17 protein-coding genes are annotated in these 13,168 nt (G+C 64.3%); 6 read left to right on the forward strand and 11 right to left on the reverse strand.

The features are described from left to right. The 5 genes from ACXJMY_RS08395 to ACXJMY_RS08415 all read right to left on the reverse strand — a co-directional run bounded on the left by ACXJMY_RS08395 (nt 1) and on the right by ACXJMY_RS08415 (nt 3,966). Nucleotides 1-414 carry a GFA family protein gene (locus ACXJMY_RS08395; RefSeq protein ID WP_456618849.1) on the reverse strand — a complete coding sequence of 138 codons (414 nt, stop codon included), beginning with the start codon at nt 412-414 and terminating at the stop codon, nt 1-3. Nucleotides 415-507: 93 nt separating this feature from the next. Further along, nucleotides 508-1,083 carry a CAP domain-containing protein gene (locus ACXJMY_RS08400; RefSeq protein ID WP_456618850.1) on the reverse strand — a complete coding sequence of 192 codons (576 nt, stop codon included), beginning with the start codon at nt 1,081-1,083 and terminating at the stop codon, nt 508-510. Between the two features lie 75 nt (nt 1,084-1,158). Continuing rightward, nucleotides 1,159-2,253 (reverse strand): serine/threonine protein kinase, encoded by a 1,095-nt coding sequence (locus tag ACXJMY_RS08405; RefSeq protein WP_456618851.1) that lies wholly within the window; start codon nt 2,251-2,253, stop codon nt 1,159-1,161. 7 nt (nt 2,254-2,260) lie between these two features. Beyond that, the gene (gene trmFO, locus ACXJMY_RS08410; RefSeq protein ID WP_456618852.1) at nt 2,261-3,688 is read right to left on the reverse strand and encodes a methylenetetrahydrofolate--tRNA-(uracil(54)-C(5))-methyltransferase (FADH(2)-oxidizing) TrmFO; all 1,428 of its coding nucleotides are present in this window, start codon (nt 3,686-3,688) and stop codon (nt 2,261-2,263) included. A gap of 125 nt (nt 3,689-3,813) precedes the next feature. Continuing rightward, the gene (locus ACXJMY_RS08415) at nt 3,814-3,966 is read right to left on the reverse strand and encodes a DUF1127 domain-containing protein (RefSeq protein ID WP_007590701.1); all 153 of its coding nucleotides are present in this window, start codon (nt 3,964-3,966) and stop codon (nt 3,814-3,816) included. A gap of 653 nt (nt 3,967-4,619) precedes the next feature. Between ACXJMY_RS08415 and ACXJMY_RS08420 the strand changes: the two genes are divergently transcribed. Further along, nucleotides 4,620-4,946 (forward strand): hypothetical protein, encoded by a 327-nt coding sequence (locus ACXJMY_RS08420; RefSeq protein WP_456618853.1) that lies wholly within the window; start codon nt 4,620-4,622, stop codon nt 4,944-4,946. 60 nt (nt 4,947-5,006) lie between these two features. Here the strand turns inward: ACXJMY_RS08420 and ACXJMY_RS08425 are convergent, their stop codons facing one another. After that, nucleotides 5,007-5,831: a lytic murein transglycosylase gene (locus ACXJMY_RS08425; RefSeq protein ID WP_456618854.1), complete on the reverse strand. Its 825-nt coding sequence runs from the start codon at nt 5,829-5,831 to the stop codon at nt 5,007-5,009. A 130-nt stretch (nt 5,832-5,961) separates the two neighbouring features. Beyond that, on the reverse strand, nt 5,962-6,870 hold the full coding sequence (locus ACXJMY_RS08430) for a DUF2189 domain-containing protein (RefSeq protein ID WP_456618855.1): 909 nt from the start codon (nt 6,868-6,870) through the stop codon (nt 5,962-5,964). Nucleotides 6,871-7,205: 335 nt separating this feature from the next. On the opposite strand from ACXJMY_RS08430, the gene ACXJMY_RS08435 reads away from it, so the two are divergent. After that, complete coding sequence (locus tag ACXJMY_RS08435) at nt 7,206-7,589, forward strand: DUF3597 domain-containing protein (RefSeq protein WP_456618856.1); 384 nt, start codon at nt 7,206-7,208, stop codon at nt 7,587-7,589. Nucleotides 7,590-7,640: 51 nt separating this feature from the next. Here the strand turns inward: ACXJMY_RS08435 and ACXJMY_RS08440 are convergent, their stop codons facing one another. Beyond that, nucleotides 7,641-7,916: a GNAT family N-acetyltransferase gene (locus tag ACXJMY_RS08440; RefSeq protein WP_456618857.1), complete on the reverse strand. Its 276-nt coding sequence runs from the start codon at nt 7,914-7,916 to the stop codon at nt 7,641-7,643. A gap of 371 nt (nt 7,917-8,287) precedes the next feature. Between ACXJMY_RS08440 and ACXJMY_RS08445 the strand changes: the two genes are divergently transcribed. After that, nucleotides 8,288-8,686, forward strand: coding sequence for an SPW repeat protein (locus ACXJMY_RS08445; RefSeq protein ID WP_456618858.1), 399 nt, complete (start codon nt 8,288-8,290; stop codon nt 8,684-8,686). Nucleotides 8,687-8,733: 47 nt separating this feature from the next. On the opposite strand, the gene ACXJMY_RS08450 is transcribed toward ACXJMY_RS08445, so the two are convergent. The 3 genes from ACXJMY_RS08450 to ACXJMY_RS08460 form a co-directional block, all read right to left on the reverse strand. Next, nucleotides 8,734-9,009: a GNAT family N-acetyltransferase gene (locus tag ACXJMY_RS08450; protein ID WP_456618859.1), complete on the reverse strand. Its 276-nt coding sequence runs from the start codon at nt 9,007-9,009 to the stop codon at nt 8,734-8,736. 11 nt (nt 9,010-9,020) lie between these two features. After that, nucleotides 9,021-9,536, reverse strand: coding sequence for a DUF3828 domain-containing protein (locus ACXJMY_RS08455; protein WP_456618860.1), 516 nt, complete (start codon nt 9,534-9,536; stop codon nt 9,021-9,023). A gap of 90 nt (nt 9,537-9,626) precedes the next feature. Beyond that, nucleotides 9,627-9,989, reverse strand: a complete 363-nt coding sequence (locus ACXJMY_RS08460; protein ID WP_456618861.1) for a hypothetical protein — start codon at nt 9,987-9,989, stop codon at nt 9,627-9,629. Nucleotides 9,990-10,083: 94 nt separating this feature from the next. Between ACXJMY_RS08460 and ACXJMY_RS08465 the strand changes: the two genes are divergently transcribed. The 3 genes from ACXJMY_RS08465 to ACXJMY_RS08475 all read left to right on the forward strand — a co-directional run bounded on the left by ACXJMY_RS08465 (nt 10,084) and on the right by ACXJMY_RS08475 (nt 13,164). Further along, entirely contained in the window at nt 10,084-10,581 is a 498-nt protein-coding gene (locus tag ACXJMY_RS08465; protein ID WP_456618862.1) for a hypothetical protein, read from the forward strand. Nucleotides 10,582-10,686: 105 nt separating this feature from the next. Continuing rightward, entirely contained in the window at nt 10,687-12,294 is a 1,608-nt protein-coding gene (locus ACXJMY_RS08470; RefSeq protein WP_456618863.1) for an acyl-CoA synthetase, read from the forward strand. A gap of 9 nt (nt 12,295-12,303) precedes the next feature. Further along, nucleotides 12,304-13,164, forward strand: coding sequence for a PCC domain-containing protein (locus ACXJMY_RS08475; RefSeq protein ID WP_456618864.1), 861 nt, complete (start codon nt 12,304-12,306; stop codon nt 13,162-13,164). The last annotated feature ends 4 nt before the right edge of the window (nt 13,165-13,168 follow it).

Consider the following 13,168-nt stretch of genomic DNA (forward strand, 5'->3'; position numbering starts at 1 on the left):
TCAGTGCGGCATCTCTTCGAACTGCGGCAGGTTGAGGGGCTTGTTCCACTGCATGCGACGCTCGGTGAACATCTCGAGCTTCGGCGCGACCAGGTCGGGCCGGTCCAGGCTGCCCAATTGGACGAACACCGTCTTGGGAAAACTGTCGAGGTTCGAGCTGAAGACCCTCGAGCCGCATTCGGGACAGAAATTTCGATCCAGGCCCTTGCCGGAATTGGCGATGTAGTGAAAGGCCTTCGGCTTGCCGCTGAGAAGCGTGAAGTCATCCTCCGGCACGGCGAAGAAGGTCGCCATCTCGCCGCCTGACGCTCGCTTGCAATCGTTGCAATGGCAGTTCGCGATAAAGGTCGGATCGGTGTTGAATTCGAACTTGATGGCGCCACAGGCGCATTGAGCTGTGTATTTTTTGGCCATTGATCGCCCCAGGGTTGGTCCAAGACAGCGGCGCGACCATATTGGCTGGCCAGAGAAACGCAGGCAACAGCGCTTCCCGCGCGGCGTCTCGCCTCAGATGCAGAGGCCAAGCAGCTTGATGTGGCAGCTGCTGGATTTGGGCTTGCTTGCGGGCGGGGCCTCGCGCTTCACGGCGACCAGCGGCTCCTTGTCTTTCTTGCCCTTGCCCCGCTTCGGCTCGTAATCGCCCGCGATCACCATGGCCCAATAGGTGCGCTTGCCGCTCGCATTCTTGGCGCTCGCGATCCCGACCCGGGAGGCATTGTGCAGCAGCAGGTTCTTGCGGTGCCCGGAGGAATCGATCCACTGGCCGAGGGTCTTCTCGAAATTGTCGTAACCGTAGGCGATGTTCTCGGCGGCACGCCCGGCGCCGGCCGGTGCGACGCGCCTGTTGAACGGGCCGAGGGCATCGTGACTGAGATCGTCCTTCGCGGCCATTGCGCGCGCCTGGTCCATCGCGATGCGGTCGAGGGTCGTGTCGCGCACGACGCGGACCTCACCGTGCTTGAGGCGGAAGCTCGAGATCAGTTCGGCCGGGGAGTCGGCCAGAGCAGGCGTGACAACCAGCAGCAGAAGGCCGGCGATTGCCCTGCCGGCCATCCGACGCGTCATCAGCCCCCAAATCATCATCGCTCACCAAACCAGGGTTCCACCCGGCCGCTTCTCCGCCGCCAATGTGGACGCTTCAAGGCACGGTCTTCCGGGCTAGCTCGTTGGCAGGTCCGCCTCGAAATTGAAGCGGTCGCGCAGGTTCTTGCGCTGTTCCAGGATGTCCTTGAGGAAGGCGCGGTCCTGGTCGCTCTTCATCATCGGCTCGATCAGGTCGAGCTGGTTCATGGCGACCAGTTGCAGGATCTCGGTGCGCGGCTTGCCGCTGGGATCGCGGGGCAGCGCATGCACGATCTGGATGTGCTCTGGCGGCTTTGGTCCCTTCGCTGCGGTCAGTTCGCTGCGGAGCTGGCCTTCGAGCGCGGCCTGATCGCCTTCCACGAACGCATAGAGCCCGACGCCCGAACGGCGGTCGGCAAAGGCGACGATGGCGGTGTCGCGCACGGCCGGATTCTTGCGGATCAGATCGGCGAGCACCGGCGCGTCGTTGACGAGCCTGCGGCCGCCGCCTTCGCGGTCGGTGAAATTGAACAGGCCGCGCGTGATCGCGCGATAGACCTTCTTGCCGGTGGCAAGCCACAGGCTTGCGGCGAAGGATTTTTTCGCGAGGATCTTGCGCTCGCGCGGCGTCAGCGCCTCGGGCGCATAGGAGCGCTTGTGCTTGAGCAGGTGCCGGAGGTCTTCATAGGCGAGGATGCGATAGAGCCGGCCGCGCCGCGCGAAGCAGGCGGCGAGCTGGAAGTCGGTCACATAGGCGCGCCCGTCGCGGCCGACCAGCCAGTTCTGTTCCTTCGCAAGATCGTTGTGGCAGATGCCGGCGCGGCGCAGCCGGCGCAGCGCGTCCTTGGCCGAGCGGAAATAGGCGAGGTCGCCATGCGGCTTGGCCAGATGCAGCGCGACGCCGTCGACGAAGCCGCGCGCCAGCGCGCGGCGGCCGGCCCACAGCAGTTCGGGGCCGACGTTCAGCCCCTTTGCGAGAGCCAGCGCATGCTTCTCGCGCGCGAACAGATGGCGCGCCAGCAGGAACGACCACCACGGCACCTCGTCGAGCCGGCGCAGCACCGCGTCGACCTCGCCATCGTCGCCGCGGAAGCGGCCGCGCTCGACGGTCGAGAACACGTCGCGCTTCAGCAGCACGCCCTCAGTCCAGCGCGCCGAGAGCACTGCGGCGTCGTCCTTGGGGAGGTTCATCGACAACTCACGCTGCTGCGGCGATGCGCAGGTGATCGGCGATCCAGCGATCGAGATCGGCGAGCGCCAATGCGCTCATCGCCTGCTTCTTGGCCACCGTCTTTTCGTTGCCGCGCAGGCGGCTTCCGTCCGGCTTCTTCGTCGGCGCGCTGGCGAGCGGCGGGAACAGGCCGAAATTGATGTTCATCGGCTGGAACGAGCGCGTGCCCGGTTCGATGGTTTCGATATGGCCGCCGGTGATGTGGCCGAGCAGCGATCCCAGGGCCGTTGTGCCAGGTGGGCTCGCAAGCTGCTCGCCGCGCGCGTCCGCTGCCGCATAGAGGCCGGCGATCAGGCCGATGCTGGCGGATTCCACATAGCCCTCGCAGCCCGTCATCTGGCCGGCAAAGCGCAGCCGCGGCTGCGCGCGCAGGCGCAACTGGCCGTCGAGCAGCTTTGGCGAATTGAGGAAGGTGTTGCGATGCAGGCCACCGAGCCGGGCGAATTCGGCTTTCTCCAGCCCCGGAATGGTGCGGAAGATGCGCTGCTGCTCGCCGTACTTCAATTTCGTCTGGAAGCCGACGATGTTGTAGAGCGTGCCGAGCTTGTTGTCCTGGCGCAGCTGCACGATCGCGTAGGCTTTCGTCGTCGGGTCGTGCGGGTTGGTGAGGCCGACCGGCTTCATCGGGCCGTGGCGCAAGGTCTCGGGACCGCGCTCCGCCATCACCTCGATCGGCAGACAGCCGTCGAAATAGGGCGTGTTGGTCTCCCATTCCTTGAACTCGGTCTTCTCGCCGGCAATGAGCGCGGCGACGAAGCCGTCATACTGCTCCTTGGTCATCGGGCAGTTGATATAGTCGGCGCCGGTGCCGCCGGGGCCGACCTTGTCGTAACGCGACTGGAACCAGGCCACCGACATGTCGATGGACTCACGGTGCACGATCGGTGCGATCGCATCGAAGAAGGCGAGCGCGTTCTCGTCGGTCAGTTCGCGGATGGCGTCGGCGAGCGGGGCGGAGGTGAGGGGGCCGGTCGCAACGATGACATTGCCCCAATCGGCGGGCGGCAGGCCGGCAATCTCGCCACGGGCAATCTCGATAAGCGGATGGTCGTTGAGCGCCTTGGTGACGGCAGCCGAAAAGCCGTCGCGGTCGACCGCCAGCGCGCCACCGGCGGGCACCTGGTTGGCGTCGGCCGCGCGCATGATCAGCGAGCCGAGGCGGCGCATTTCCGCGTGCAGCAGGCCCACGGCGTTGTTGGCGGCATCGTCCGAGCGGAACGAATTGGAGCAGACGAGCTCGGCGAGCCCGTCGGTGCGGTGCGCCTCGGTCAYGCGGGTCGGCCGCATCTCGTGCAGCACCACGGGCACGCCTGATTTGGCCACCTGCCAGGCGGCCTCGGAGCCGGCAAGGCCTGCGCCGATCACGTGCACGGTGTTGGATTGGGGTCCTGTCATGGGCGGGACAGGTAGCGCTTTTCGGCGGTCAGTGGAATCGCCGAGATCGAGTTTTCTGCCTTCAGATGCGACAACGCCCGCACGAGGCGGGCGCTATCGGTTCGTCCGGTGAGGGCTGAACGATATCAGCCCTGATACTGACCGGCGGCAACGCGCGGGATGTCCGAGCGATCGAGGCCGATGTCGGCCAGTTCGCGATCGCTGAGTTGGGACAGCTCGGCAACATTGCGCTGATAGTCCCGGAAAGCCTGGATCATGCGGATGAGCGAGAGCAGCATTGGTAGTCTCCTGTAGTTCGATTCAACCCTTGCCCGGGTGTCATCGTTGAAATGAATATAGATGGGAGTGTTGCAGTGCGGAAGTTCCGATGTTGCGATGCAGCTAAGCGATGGGTGCATGGCATCGGTAACGGACGATTAACTTGGTGGCAGGTGCGCCCAACGGCTGGGCGGAAACCATCGGAACCCACGGTAAGCATCCGTGAAATCACGGGTTTATCACCGGGTGTGCGGTTCCATCTGTTGTGGAAATATGTTGCGCTCGTAACATCCGCAAGACGCTCTGGCAGCGTCTATGCCCAAGTCTCGCATGCGCGAATCGCATGAGCAGAGGAATCGTAGATATGAATATAAATTCATATTACGTGGGGCCGATTCGCCAAGCGCAGGCGATTGCGGCGTCGTCGATTCGCACCAAACTGGGGCGTCATTGGAATTTGGAGGAGGGAGCGCGGCAAGGCCTGCGGTCTGGTTCAACCACAGCCGCGGCCGTGAGGCCTCGTTGATGCAGTGCACACACGCCAAACGTGTACTTTGATTACACGGCTGTAATGAAAATCAGAAATTTCGCATGCGCCTCTGCGCCGCGCGCAACATCACGCAATTCTCGCGAGGAATTTATTGCGGCAAGTTGCCGCGCCCGGAGGAAAGTCATGTCACAGATTCCGGCAATGTCGCCGGTTCTGTCTCAAGAACAAGAGAAGGAAAGTAACATCATGACGAAGTTACTCGGGGTTATCGCAATTGCCGCCGTCGCGTTTGCCGTCGCGCCGGCCCAGGCCGCCAAGCACGCCACTGGCGGCTGCAGCTCGGCCAATCTGGAGAAGACCGAGACCGCGATCGAGAACATGGCTGACGGTGACAGCAAGTTCGTCGCGCAGAAGGAGATCGCGGCTGCGCAGGATTCGCTGCTCAACGGCAAAATGGGTGCGTGCGGCACGCATCTGAACAAGGCGATGCACGCCACCATGGGTAAGTAAACGCACCAAGAGAGGGCCGGTCGCCGCGCGATCGGCCCTACGCGTCTTGTCGGGCGCTATTTAAGGGGCGCGTGCGAGCTGGGTCGCGAAATAGGCGACGGTCTTGGAATAGACCTCGCTCTTGTTCCACTGCTGTAGCACCGCGAAATTCGGGCTGCCCGGCTGCCAATCCTTGCCGCGCTGCCAGCCATAGCCGGCGAGATAGTTGGCGGTCGAAGCGAGCACGTCGGGCGCGTTGTGCAGGAGATCGCGCTTGCCATTGCCGTCGAAGTCGACCGCGTACTTCATCCAGGATGACGGCATGAACTGGGTCTGGCCGAGCTCGCCCGCCCAGGCGCCGCGCATGTCGCCAGGCGCGAGATCACCGCGCTGGACGATGCGCAGGGCATCCAACAGCTCGGCTCGAAACTGCTCGGAACGCCGGCAGTCATAGGCCAGCGACGCGAGCGAGCGGATCGTCGCAAACTTGCCGGTATTGACGCCGAAATCGGTCTCGAGACCCCAGATCGCGACCAGCACCTCGCCCGGCACGCCGTAGGTCTGCTCGATGCGCGACAGCACTGAGCCGTACTGCTTCATCATGTTCGAGCCGCGCTGCATGCGCGGCGGCACCATGCGGCCGGAAAACTCCTCAAAGGTCTGGTTGAAGACCTTTTGCGAGCGATCGCGATTGAGCACGGCCTGATCGAGCGTCACGCCGGCAAGCCCCGAGGCAATGGCCTGCGGCGAGATCCCTTTGGCGGCGGCGTCGGTTTTGAAGTCCGCGAGCCAGGCGTCGAAATTGCCTGAACCGCAGGCAACAGCGGCGAGCGTGGGCTCAGCCGAGACGATTGACACAGTAAGGGCGAAAGCTGCGAGAGCGAGACGAGAAATCGTCGGGGTCATTCGAATAAATGGATTCCATGAAGTGGCATTCCCGGCCCCGGCAATCTCGGTTCTAACCGCGGCCAAAGCAAGGCGTTTGACATTGCCCGATCCTGCCCAGGCGAGGGCAGGATCGGTTGTCACAAGATCGTTAGGCGTCCGTCCGATTCCGCCAGGGGAAGAGATTGGCGGGGAAGTCGGCGGCCGGCTTGCGCGGACGATGCGGCGGAGGCGGCACCGGCTGCGCAGCGGGATCGGAGACGATCACCTTGCGATAGAGATGCCAGGTGGCGTGGCCGAGCAGGGGGATGACCACGGCGAGGCCGAGGAACGCGGGAATCGTGCCGAGCCCCAGCAGCACCGCGACGATCAGGCCCCAAGCCGCCATCGGCACGGGATTCCTGGCGACGACGCGGAGCGAGGTGACCATCGCCTCGAACGCGCCGGCGTGCCGGTCGAGCATCAAGGGGAACGACACGGCGCTGATGCACAGCGCGGCGAGCGCGAACAGGAAGCCGGTGCCGCAGCCGATCACGATCAGCCACCAGCCTTGCCGGGTCATCAGCACGCGCGTCATGAAATCCGAGATTCCGGTCACGCCCTCATAGCCGAAGGCGGCGACATAGATCGCCTGCGCTGTTGCAACCCAGGTCACGAACAAGGCGAGCAGCAGCGTGCCGAGGCCGAGCATTGCGCCGAAGGAGGGTGAGCGCAGCACCTCCATCGCGTCCCAGGCGCTGGCCTCTTCGTAACGTTCGCGCCGGCGCGAGAGCTCATAGAGGCCTAGGGCGGCGAACGGGCCGATCAGAGCGAAGCCCGCAGCGAGCGGAAACAACAGCGGCAGCACCGAATAGCCCATCACCGCGCGGGCGAGCACGAGGCCCAGCACCGGATAGATCACGCAGAGAATGATGGCGTGGCTTGGAACCGCCTTGAAATCCTCCCAGCCGCGGCGGAGCGCGTCGTGGAGGTCGGACAGCTGGATGGTCCGGATGGTTGGTCCCGCCGCTTCAGCGGGCGGGGCCATCGTGGGTACATTGCCCGGGTAGAGTGTGGCCATGGTCGGCTTGCTCCCTTGCCATGCAGCCGAATCCGGCGCCGGCAAACGGCGCAAGCGGCCGCTTTTCTTGGATGATCGCGATTCCGACCAGACGCGAATTCCGGATGGCATCGCGAGCTGAACCGAAACCGTACTCCCAATTCCGAGTCCTGTCCCTCACGCTCGGGTGAGATTCGATGCCGCAGTGCAACCTCGAATGTGTCATTCGGTCGTCATTTCGCCGCAGATAAGCTGATGCTGCTTGCCGGTTCGCAGAACACCGCGGGCGCAGCGCAGAAACTTCGTCTATAAGTGCACTCAAGGCCCTTCCAACGGATCCATTTCGGGGAGCAGATATGAGCATTTTCGGTAAAATCATGGGCGCGATCTTCGGTAGCCATCCGGCCGCTGCCGCGCCCGCCGGTGGCACAGCTCCGGGCAGCGCGCCCGCAGCAGGGACCGCGCCGACCGCATCGGCACCGACCGTGGACGTTGCGGCCATCGTCGACAAGCTGGTGGCTGCCCAGAAGGAGAAGCTGGAATGGCGCACCTCGATCGTCGATCTCATGAAGGCGCTCGACATCGATTCCAGCCTTGCCGCGCGCAAGGATCTCGCCAAGGAGCTCGGCTACAGCGGCGACATGAACGACTCCGCCAGCATGAATGTCTGGCTGCACAAGCAGGTGATGTCCAAGCTCGCCGCCAATGGCGGCAAGCTGCCGCCTGAGATCAAGCACTGACCGATCGCTCGGTCGCAGCACAGGGCCCGCCATCGCGCGGGCCCTTTTGCTTCAGGCGACGAGATCCGCATCCTCCGGATGCCTGTCGAGATAGTCGACGACGAAGCCGCAGCCGGCGATCACCTTCTTGCCGTCGCGGCGGATCAATTCCAGTGCGCCCTTGACCAGCTCGGAGGCGATGCCGCGGCCGCGCAGCGCGCGCGGCGTCTCGGTGTGGGTGATGATCACCGCTGACGGCGTGAGCCGGTAATTGGCGAAGGCGACCTCGCTGCCGATATCGAGTTCAAAGCGGCCTCGATCCTTGTTGTCGCGTACCGATGCCGCCATGCCGGGTCCTTCCGAAGCGCTGCCTGTCCCCTGATCTAGGCGCCTGACGCCGCCCTTGCCACAAGGTGCGACCAAAGCAGGTTGCCGCAGGGAGATATCTGAAAAATGCGTGTCCCGATCAGCCTCATGGCGCTGCGCGCCGCGCTGGTCTCGAGGCGCGCAGAGGCCTGGGGCCCTTAGTTGCAGTGCGATCTGCGTTTGAACATCGCGCGGCGACCACAAATAATCCCCGACGTCGCTCTTGCAAGTTCCACGGTGATTCCCACGTCCTCAAGAGGACATACGCCCGAATGCGGCCGGCAGGGTCGCTAGACATTCGGAGTGTCATGATTGCCAGCCGCTAACGTATGCCTCTTTTGCAGGAGGGTACTATGTCGGACTTTGGTTTCTTGAATACTCATCGAACATGGGAAGACTGGTGCGGAATGGTGCTGGGCGCGCTGATTGTTGCGTCGCCATGGTTTCCCATCCAGGAGCACACCGCGATCGGCGGACAGCAGATGATAATCCTGAACACGGTCGCAATCGGCCTCGTCGTCTTTGGTCTCAGCCAGCTCGAATATGTCGCCTTGCAGCGCTGGCAGGAGGTGGCGACGATCCTGGTCGGGCTGTGGCTCATCGCCTCGCCCTACGCGCTCGGCTATTCCGGCGAAGGTTTTCTCCGGATCTACCATACGAGTCTCGGCGCGGTGGCGGTGATCCTTGGCATTCTCCAGCTGTGGCAGGACTGGGATCTGAATGACCAGGATATGCTGAAGCACGGGCAATAGGCCGCAGGTTTCACCGGGCCCGCCGCGCGATCGGCGGGCCTGTGCTCTCATGTCTTCACAAGATCCGCATACGCCGAGTGCTTCTCGATCCATGCCTTCACGAACGGACATTGCGGGATTAGCTTCAGCCCGGCCGCGCGGACCTGGTCGAGCGCGCCTTGCACCAGCCTTGAGCCGACGCCCTTGCCGCCGAGTTCCTTCGGCACCTCGGTATGCTCGAACGTGATGACATTGCCGTCGAGCTTGTAGTGTTCGATCGCGAGATGGCCCTCCACCTCCAGCTCGAAACGATGATGGTCCCTGTTGTCGATGACGTCGCTCATGTCGTCTCCGGTCAGCTCTTCAGCGAGTCCGTCAGCATCCTGCGGATCGACCAGGCTTCGCCGTCGGACGAGCCCTTGATGTCGTCGATCCTCCAGCCATTGGCCTCGCGCACGAAATCATAGCGCACGATCTGGTCGGCGGGTTTGCGGTCGTTGCGGTGGCCGGTGATGGTCACCGCAACCGTCGCCTTGTCGGCCTCCATCTTCTCGGCGTCAACCTTGAACGACTTCACGTCCGGCTCCTGCGAATTGGTGACAGGATCGAAATCGACCGGTCCGACGTCGCCCTTGGGTGTGTGAGCATCCGCCTTGGCCCATAGGGCCACCAGCGCCTTGGAGAGATATTTGCTCTTGGCCGCCTTGTTCTCGATCACGAAGGCGCCGCCGCCATCGCCCTTGCCCTTGGCGGCGCGGGTGTAGATCGCGGTCAGGATCGTCACGGGATCGCTGGGAGCAGGGGTCTCGGCGAACGCCGGGGCGATGCTGGCAAGCAGGGAGGCGGCGACGAAGGTCCGACGGGTGAGCATGGAGTGTCCTGAGATGATGGCGCGCGACGACCGGCCGGAGCGGCCGGGGTCAGCGCATATCTCGGTAGACCGATGGGAAGGCGGTTCGGTTCAATCGGTCGCTTTGGCGAGCCGCCCATCTTCCGGCTGCTGCTGCGGGCGGAGGCAGCCCTGGCAGATGACGAGCGACCGGTTGACCTTGGCGTCCTGCTCGGCCTCGATGCCGTCCTGCGCCTGCCACCATTCCTTCGAGTAGGGCTGAAGCCCGGCTTGCGACCTGTTGCGCTCGGATCGGGCTGCGGTCCGCGTCGGTTCGGAGGCCGCTCGCGGCCGATTGGGATCCTCGCCGGCGCCATCCCAGGCGTAGCGTGCAGGCTTGAGGGCGGCGGGATCCGAGGCGAGGTGCGCTTGCGGCGCCATGGCGCATCCGGCGAGCGCCAGCGACAATAGGAGGAGGGCGGGCGCTTTGACCATGATGCGGCACTCTGTACGCGAGAACTGGTTGAGGTTGCGCCGATCATGTTTAAAATTCCCTGAACGATCGCCAGCCTGCGAACGACCAACGCGAATGCGATATTTGATCCTCCTGCTCACGCTGCTCGCCACCGTTGCGCGCGCCGACGACGGAAAGCCGTTCAACCCGGCCGACTATCCGCCCGGCGTGCAGACAGCGCTGCGCTACGCCAACGAGGAATGCGAGAGCCAGGGCGGCGGCGCGGTGACTTTTGCACTGGACACGGTGCGCAAGGTCGATCTGACCGGCGACGGCCGTGACGACTACATCGTCGATTTCCGCGATACCAAATGCGGCGAGCGCGACACCACCTATTGCGGAACCGGAGGCTGTGTCATGAACATCCTGGTGACGCAGCCCGACGGTAATGTGCGGCCGGTCTTCGACGGTTATGTCCGCAATTACGAGATCAAGGTCAAGCCGATGAAGCGTGGCGCGCCGCGCACCGTCCGCTTCGATCTGCACGGGAGCTTTTGCGGCGGCTTCGGCGCGCAGGCCTGCTTCAAGGAGAAGGCGATCACGGCGACGCCGTTCGCGTTCAAGCAGCCGTAAGGCAGGTGTGCGGCTGGCGGCCTTGCAGGCGTGCTTGCGATGGCGATAAATGGGTCGCAAACAGCGGCGCGCTTGCGCGCCGTCCGCCGTCGAAGAGGAAGCCCCATGCAGCCCCTGCGCATGTCCCGCCGCGTCATGAATCTCGCTCACATGCTGACCCAGAACGCGCGGCGGCATGGATTGCGTCCAGGCTTCGTCTGGGGCGACAAATCCTGGACCTGGCGCGAGATCGATGCGCAGGTCTCGGCGCTGGCCGCAGCACTCGCCGCGCGCGGCATCACGAAGGGCGACCGCATCCTCGTCCATTCCAAGAACGGCGACGAGATGTTCTTCTCGATGTTCGCCGCGTTCCGGCTCGGCGCGGTCTGGGTCCCCACCAATTTCCGCCTGATGCCCGATGAGGTCACCTATCTGGCGCAGGCCTCCGGCGCGAAGGCGTTTCTGTGCCACGTCGATTTTCCCGAGCACGCGGCGGCTGTGAGCGGCGGTGCGCTGGACTTCACCTGGAGCATCGACGGCAAGGGCGTGTTTGGCGAGACCTCGGTTGCGGAAGCCATCGCGTCGCAGGCGGGCGCAGCGGTCGAGAACGTCGCGGTCGAGCATGACGATCCCTGCTGGTTCTTCTTCACCTCGGGGACCACGGGCCGCTCCAAGGCCGCGGTGCTGACCCATGGACAGATGGGCTTTGTCGTCACCAATCATCTCGCCGATCTGACCCCGGGTGTCACCGAAGACGATGCCTCGCTGGTGGTGGCGCCGCTGTCGCATGGCGCCGGCGTGCATCAACTGGTGCAGACCGCGCGTGGCGTCTGCACCGTGCTGTTGCCGACCGAGAAATTCGACATCGACGAGGCGTTCCGCCTGATCGAGGCGCATCGCGTCGCCAATCTCTTCACTGTGCCAACCATCCTGAAGATGATGGTCGAGCATCCCGCCGCCGACAAATACGATCATTCCGCGCTGCGTCACGTGATCTATGCCGGCGCGCCGATGTATCGCGAGGATCAGAAGGCTGCGCTGAAGAAGCTCGGCAAGGTCATCGTGCAATATTTCGGCCTGGGCGAGGTCACCGGCAACATCACGGTGCTGCCGGCGGCGCTGCACGATCCCGAGGATGGGCCCCATGCCAGGATCGGCACCTGTGGCTTCGAGCGCACCGGCATGCAGGTTTCGATCCAGGACGACGAGGGCCGCGAGCTCGGGGCCAACCAGAGCGGCGAGATCTGCGTGATCGGCCCGGCCGTGCTCGCCGGCTACTATGACAATCCGGAAGCCAATGCCAAGGCGTTCCGCAACGGCTGGTTCCGCACCGGCGATCTCGGCCATATGGACGAGGAGGGATTCCTCTACATCACGGGACGTGCGTCGGACATGTACATCTCCGGCGGCTCCAACATCTATCCGCGCGAGATCGAGGAGAAGATTTTGACGCATCCCGCCGTCGGCGAGGTTGCGGTCCTCGGCGTGCCGGATCCGACCTGGGGCGAGGTCGGTGTCGCCGTCTGCGTCGCGCGTGAAGGCGCACAGCCCGCGAGCGAGGCGGAGATGGCGGCGTTCCTCCTCCCGAAGGTGCCGCGCTACAAGATGCCAAAACGGTTCTTCTTCTGGGAGGCGCTGCCGAAATCAGGCTATGGCAAGATCCCCAAGCGCATGGTGCGCGACGAGCTTGAGGCGCGCGGGCTGCTCGAGCTCGACAAGACGAAGGCGGGCTGACGTCGTAACATGCGAAGCATCAAACAGCCGGGCCCGCCCGCCGCCGAACGCATCCAGTGGGTGGAGGCGAGGGGACGCGCCTTCGCGTTCACGCTTGAAGCGGGCCTGCCGCTGCTGGAGGCCGCGCGCCGCGGCTTTGCGGCGGAGGGATTTGCCGGCGGTGTGCTGAACTTTGGCAGCGGCGTGCTCGGGCCGTTCGCCTATGTGATGCCGGCGCTGTCGAAGACCAGCGAGAACGCCGCGTTCTACAGCGAGACGTATCGGCCGAAGGGCGTGACGCGCACGAAGCTCGGCAGCATGACGCTGGGCTTGCGCGACGGCGCGCCATTCTTTCATTGCCATGGGCTCTGGACCGAGGCGGACGGCAAGGCAAGCGGCGGCCACATGCTGCCGGACGAGACGGTCGTCGCCGAACCGTTCGAGGTCCAAGCCTTTGGGATTGATGGAGCGACGTTCGCGGCCGAGCCAGATCCCGAGACCAACTTCAAGCTGTTCGGGCCGGTGCCTGCTGCGAGCACCGGTGCGCGCACCACAAGCCGCGCCTTTGCGCTGCGGCTGCGGCCGAACCAGGATTTTGCCGGATGCCTCGAAGGATTTTGCCGCACGCACGGCATTGCCCGCGCGAAGCTCCATGGTGGTGTCGGCTCGACCATCGGTGCGCGCTTCACCCATGGCGGTGTGACCGAGCCGTTTGCCACCGAGCTGGCGATAACAGCCGGCACGATCGCGCCTAGCCCTTCGGGCGCGCTGGAAGCTGCGCTCGACATTGCCCTGATCGACTACACCGGCGGCATTGCGGAGGGTCGGCTGATCCGTGGCGATAATCCCGTGCTGATGACCATGGAGCTGGTGCTCGAGGTGCTGGGCTAGTCTC

The sequence above is a fragment of the Bradyrhizobium sp. P5_C12 genome (assembly GCF_054049735.1).